At 64.2% G+C, this 5,704-nt stretch carries 6 protein-coding genes; all 6 read right to left on the bottom strand.

The window, feature by feature from the left end; genetic code table 11:
- A partial coding sequence (gene ftsZ, locus HP546_RS24770) for a cell division protein FtsZ (RefSeq protein ID WP_172230786.1) occupies positions 1–696 on the bottom strand: 696 nt, incomplete at its 3' end.
- Positions 697–751: 55 nt separating this feature from the next.
- A complete protein-coding gene (gene ftsA, locus HP546_RS24765; RefSeq protein ID WP_016488959.1) occupies positions 752–2,014 on the bottom strand; it encodes a cell division protein FtsA in 1,263 nt (420 codons plus the stop codon).
- 14 nt (positions 2,015–2,028) lie between these two features.
- Entirely contained in the window at positions 2,029–2,898 is an 870-nt protein-coding gene (locus tag HP546_RS24760; protein ID WP_172230783.1) for a cell division protein FtsQ/DivIB, read from the bottom strand.
- A 5-nt stretch (positions 2,899–2,903) separates the two neighbouring features.
- Positions 2,904–3,860 (bottom strand): D-alanine--D-alanine ligase, encoded by a 957-nt coding sequence (locus tag HP546_RS24755; protein WP_172230780.1) that lies wholly within the window; start codon positions 3,858–3,860, stop codon positions 2,904–2,906.
- On the bottom strand, positions 3,857–5,305 hold the full coding sequence (gene murC / locus HP546_RS24750) for a UDP-N-acetylmuramate--L-alanine ligase (RefSeq protein ID WP_172230777.1): 1,449 nt from the start codon (positions 5,303–5,305) through the stop codon (positions 3,857–3,859). Before murC ends, HP546_RS24755 begins: the two co-directional genes overlap by 4 nt.
- Positions 5,298–5,704, bottom strand: a 407-nt coding sequence (locus HP546_RS24745) for a glycosyltransferase (protein WP_306125646.1), incomplete at its 5' end; no start/stop codon positions are given. The genes murC and HP546_RS24745, both read right to left, overlap by 8 nt.

Here is a 5,704-nt window from a genome sequence, read left to right as displayed (position 1 = left end):
GCTGGCGCAGCCAGTACCCATCATGGCCATGCCCATCTCGCCCATCACGGTGCGCACGTCGGCAAAGTCGACGTTGATCATGCCCGGGCGCTTGATGATGTCGGAGATACCGCGCACGGCACCGGCCAGCACATCGTCAGCCTTGGCGAAGGCGGACAGCAGGCTGGCATCCTTGCCCAGGATGGTCAGCAGTTTCTCGTTGGGGATGGTGATCAACGAGTCGACGCTTTCAGCCAGCATGCGGATGCCTTCATCGGCGATCTGCATGCGCTTGCGGCCTTCGAACGGGAACGGACGGGTCACCACCGCAACGGTGAGGATGCCCATTTCCTTGGCCACTTCGGCAATGATCGGCGCTGCACCGGTACCGGTACCGCCGCCCATGCCGGTGGTGATGAACACCATGTTGGTGCCCTGCAGCACTTCGGCGATGCGCTCACGGTCTTCCAGTGCGGCCTGACGGCCGACTTCCGGATTGGCACCGGCACCCAGGCCCTTGGTCACGCCAGTGCCCAGTTGCAGGATGGTACGCGCGCCAATGCTTTTCAGCGCCTGGGCATCGGTGTTGGCGCAGATGAATTCCACACCTTCGATGCTGCTTTTGACCATGTGGTTGACGGCGTTGCCGCCACCACCACCAACGCCGATCACCTTGATGACCGGGCTTTGCGGGACGTTGTCTACGAGCTCGAACATTTTCCCTCTCCTTACAGTTCTCTAGTTGTTGCGCCTACCACTACTGCTTTGAAACTTAGAAGTTGCCCTGGACCCACTTCTTGAAGCGCTCAAGCACTGGGGCCTTCGGTTCATCGCCATAGCTGTTGTTGCTGCTGTTGGTGTTACCGGTCAGGATCAAGTCCTCGGACTGCTTCAGCAGGCCGTAGGTGAGCAAGCCCACGCCGGTGGAATAGATCGGGTTGCGAACCACGTCGCTCAGCCCCCGAACGCTGTGCGGTACGCCCAGGCGTACCGGCATGTGGAAGATTTCCTCGGCCAGTTCCACGGCGCCTTCCATTTTCGCGGTGCCGCCGGTGAGGACGATGCCAGCGGGCACCAGGTCCTCGTAGCCACTGCGGCGCAGCTCGGCCTGGATCAGGGTGAAGAGCTCGTCGTAACGCGGCTCCACCACCTCGGCCAGGGCCTGGCGCGACAGCTCACGCGGTGGGCGGTCACCCACGCTTGGCACCTTGATGGTCTCGCCGGCGCCGGCCAGTTTGGCCAGGGCGCAGGCGTAGCGGATCTTGATTTCTTCGGCGTACTGGGTGGGGGTACGCAGGGCCATGGCGATATCGTTGGTGACCTGGTCGCCGGCAATCGGGATCACCGCAGTGTGACGGATCGCGCCCTCGGTGAAGATCGCGATGTCGGTGGTGCCACCACCGATGTCTACCAGGCACACGCCCAGTTCTTTCTCGTCGTCGGTCAGCACCGAGTAGGCCGAGGCCAGCTGCTCGAGGATGATGTCGTCGATTTCCAGGCCGCAGCGGCGTACGCACTTCTCGATGTTCTGCGCCGCGTTGACCGCACAGGTGACCACGTGGACCTTGGCTTCCAGGCGCACGCCCGACATGCCCAGTGGCTCACGTACGCCTTCCTGGTTGTCGATCACGTAGTCCTGCGGCAGGGTGTGCAGCACGCGCTGGTCAGCCGGAATCGCCACGGCCTGGGCCGCGTCGAGCACGCGTTCGAGGTCGGCCAGGCTGACCTCGCGGTCGCGGATGGCGACGATGCCGTGCGAGTTCAGGCTGCGGATGTGGTTGCCGGCCACGCCGACGAACGCCGAGTGGATGCGGCAGCCAGCCATCAGCTGCGCTTCTTCCACGGCGCGCTGGATCGACTGCACGGTGGACTCGATATTCACCACCACACCTTTTTTCAGGCCGCGGGACGGATGGGTGCCGATCCCGACGATCTCCAGGGTGCCGTCTTCGCCCACTTCGCCCACCAGCGCCACCACCTTGGAGGTGCCAATGTCCAGCCCGACGATCATTTTGCCGCTATGCGCGTTTGCCATGGTCCTGCCTCTCTCTAATTCTTCGCAACGGCGGGTTGGGCCGTCGTCGGTGCAATCGGTTCCCGCCAACCAACGGCAAGTCCGTTGGAATAACGCAGATCAATGCGGGCGATAGTGGTGATCTGGTCTTTGAGTGTCTTGTCGTAAATGGCAATGAAACGGCGCATCTTCTCCACCAGATGGTCGCGCCCCAGCAGCAGCTCGACGCCCGGCCCGGCGCTGCTCGCGCCCGTAGTCAGGAACCAGCTGCCTCGCTCGCGCAGCTCCAGGCGAGCGATGGAAAAGCCCAGGGGGCGCAGCATCTGGCTCAATACCTGATACTGCTGCATGACTTGCTGTTGAGCACGCTGCGGCCCGGCCAGCTGCGGCAGGTGCTCGTAGTTGGCCAGTTCGCGCGGGGTAAAGGCCTGGCCCTGGTTGTTGAGCAAAGCCTCCTCACCCCAGCGCGCCACCGGCAGCTGTTCTTCCAGGCGGATCACCACCTCGTCCGGCCACACCCGACGCACTTCGGCGTGGGCAATCCATGGCATCTGCTCGAGCTCTGCGCGCATCGCCGGCAGGTCGACACTGAAGAAACTCGCCGCCACGTATGGCGCGATACGCTGCTGCACCGACTGCTGGCTGATGTAGCTGAGGTCGCCCTGCACATCGATCTTGGTGATCGGCCGGTCGGCATACGGCATCAGCCGGATGGCGCCCTCATAGGCAGCAAAACCGGCCGCCACCAGCAGCACCGGCCACAGCAGGCGCTTGAGGCCGCCCAGGCTGGGCCGCGGCAGGCGCGCCGATACGGGCTCGTCGGCCACCAGCCGGCTGGCACCACGCGGCACCGGCTTGCTACGGCCGGTAACGGGTTGCTGCTGACGTATCATTGCGCCTTGCATGTTGATTAACCTCGCGTCGTCACGCTTTCGGCCAGGATTGCCAGCACCAGTTGCTGGAAGTCCAGGCCGGCCGCGCGAGCCGCCATGGGCACCAGGCTATGATCAGTCATGCCAGGTGCGGTGTTGACTTCGAGCAGCCAGAACCGGCCCTGCTCGTCCTGCATTACGTCCAGCCGCCCCCACCCTTCGATGCCGATGGCATCGCAGGCGCGTGCGGTCAGGTCGATCAGTTCCTGTTCCTTGACGCTGTCCAGGCCGCACGGGATGCGGTACTGGGTGTCATTGGCGATGTACTTGGCGTCGTAGTCGTAGAACACGTGCGGAGTGCCCAGGGCGATCGGCGGCAGCACCTGACCACGCAGCACCGCGATGGTGAACTCCGGGCCGCGGATCCATTGCTCGACCAGAACCTGGGAATCGTATTTGGCGGCAGCCTGCCAGGCAGCGGTCAGTTCTTCGACGCTGTTCACCTTGGCCATGCCGATGCTAGAGCCTTCATGGGCAGGTTTGACGATAAGCGGGAAGCCCAGTTCCGTGCCGGCTGCAACACAATCATTTTCGCTGCTCAACACGGCATGGCGCGGGGTCGGAATACCCAGGCTCTGCCACACCTGCTTGGTGCGAAGTTTGTCCATGGCCAAGGCCGAGGAGAGGATGCCGCTGCCGGTGTAGGGAATGCCCAGGCACTCCAGCAGGCCTTGCATGCTGCCGTCCTCACCGCCACGGCCGTGGAGGATGATGAAGGCACGGTCGATCTTCTCGCTTTGCAGGCGGTCGAGCAGGTCGTCACCAACGTCGATGGCGACCACGTCGACACCGGCAGAGGTCAGCGCTTCGATCACCGCAGCACCGGACTTGAGCGACACTTCACGCTCGGCGCTCTTGCCACCGTAAAGCACCGCGACGCGGCCGAACGCCTTGACGTCCAGGGTCGAGTGCAGCTTGTCGTAGGCGCTGGTCATTTCGACTTCTCCTGCTTGGCGCCAGCGAACAGCGGGCTTTTCATCAGTTGCGGGGCCAGGCCGCCGACATCACCGGCACCTTGGCAGATCAGGATGTCGCCAGCACGCAGCAGTGGCTTGACCAGCGGCGCCAGTTCGGCACCACGTTCGATGTAGATCGGGTCCAGCTTGCCGCGCTGGCGGATGCTGTGGCACAGCTGGCGGCTGTCGGCACCGGGGATCGGCTCTTCGCCGGCCGGGTAGACCTCCATCAGCAACAACACGTTGGCATCGCCCAGCACCTGGACGAAATCGTCGTACAGGTCGCGGGTACGGCTGTAGCGGTGCGGCTGGTAGACGATCACCAGGCGGCGGCTTGGCCAGCCACCGCGCACGGCCTTGATCACTGCGGCCACTTCGGTCGGGTGGTGGCCGTAGTCGTCGACCAGCATCACACTGCCGCCGTCGACCGGCAGCTCGCCGTACACCTGGAAGCGTCGGCCGACACCCTGGAAGCCGGACAGGCCCTGAATGATGGCCTCGTCGGTGATGCCTTCGTCAGTGGCGATGGCGATGGTAGCCAGGGCATTGAGCACGTTGTGGTTGCCGGGCATGTTCACCGATACCTCCAGCGGCTCGCAGTCGCGGCGCAGCACGGTGAAGTGGGTCTGCATGCCCTGCTGGCGAACATTGATGGCGCGGATGTCGGCCTCTTCGCTGAAGCCATAGGTTACGGTCGGGCGTTTCACCTGCGGCAGGATCTCGCGTACCACCGGGTCGTCCAGGCACATCACTGCCAGGCCATAGAACGGCAGGTTGTGCAGGAACTCGACGAAGGTTTTCTTCAGTTTGTTGAAGTCACCCTCGTAGGTCGCCATGTGGTCGGCGTCGATGTTGGTAACCACGGCCACCATCGGCTGCAGGTGCAGGAAGCTGGCGTCGCTCTCGTCGGCTTCGGCGATCAGGTAGCGGCTGGTGCCCAGCTGGGCATTGGTGCCGGCAGCGGTCAGGCGGCCACCGATGACAAAGGTCGGGTCCAGGCCGCCGGCGGCGAACACCGAAGCCAGCAGGCTGGTGGTGGTGGTCTTGCCGTGGGTGCCGGCAACGGCCACGCCATGGCGGTAGCGCATCAGCTCGGCGAGCATTTCCGCGCGCGGCACCACCGGGATTCGCCGCTCGAGGGCGGTGGCGACTTCCGGGTTGGCCGGGTTGATCGCGCTGGACACCACCAGCACATCGGCAGTGGCGGCGTTCTCGGCGCGGTGGCCGACGAAGATTTCGGCGCCAAACGACTCCAGGCGCTCGGTGACCGGCGAAGCCTTGAGGTCGGAACCGGACACTTCATAGCCCAGGTTCAGCAGCACTTCGGCAATGCCGCACATGCCTACGCCGCCGATACCGACGAAGTGGATGCGACGAATACGGCCCATCTTCGGCTGGGGCATGGCTTTCTGGCTCTCAACCATGGGCCACCTCCAGGCAGATATCGACCACGGTGCTGGTTGCGGCAGGTTTGGCCAGGCGCCGTGCGGTGCCTGCCATGACGTTGAGTTTCTCGGGTTGCATCAGCACCTCGTTCAGGCGTTCAGCGAGCTGCGCTGCGCCAGTTGTCGCTTGTGGCATCAGGAAGGCAGCGCCTTCGCGGGCCAGATATTGGGCGTTGTGGGTCTGGTGGTCGTCGATGGCGTGGGGCAAGGGCACCAGCATCGAGGGCAGGCCCGCTGCCGCCAGTTCGCTGACGGTCAGGGCACCGGCCCGGCACACCACCATGTCGGCCCAACCATAGGCTTGAGCCATGTCCTTGATGAAAGGCTCTACCTGAGCCGCGACGCCCACCTCGTGATAACGCTCGGCGGTGATCGGCG

It is taken from the genome of Pseudomonas sp. CM25 (assembly GCF_013179705.1).
Classification (GTDB): domain Bacteria; phylum Pseudomonadota; class Gammaproteobacteria; order Pseudomonadales; family Pseudomonadaceae; genus Aquipseudomonas.
Note: the sequence above shows the minus strand (reverse complement) of the source record. Positions and strands in the feature narration are given on the sequence as shown.

What these genes read in the sequence shown, in the direction of transcription:
- ftsA (WP_016488959.1), bottom strand. Translation starts at nt 2,014, where the DNA reads ATGGCAAACGCGCATAGCGGCAAAATGATCGTCGGGCTGGACATTGGC.
- HP546_RS24760 (WP_172230783.1), bottom strand. Translation starts at nt 2,898, where the DNA reads ATGCAAGGCGCAATGATACGTCAGCAGCAACCCGTTACCGGCCGTAGC.
- HP546_RS24755 (WP_172230780.1), bottom strand. Translation starts at nt 3,860, where the DNA reads ATGACCAGCGCCTACGACAAGCTGCACTCGACCCTGGACGTCAAGGCG.
- murC (WP_172230777.1), bottom strand. Translation starts at nt 5,305, where the DNA reads ATGGTTGAGAGCCAGAAAGCCATGCCCCAGCCGAAGATGGGCCGTATT.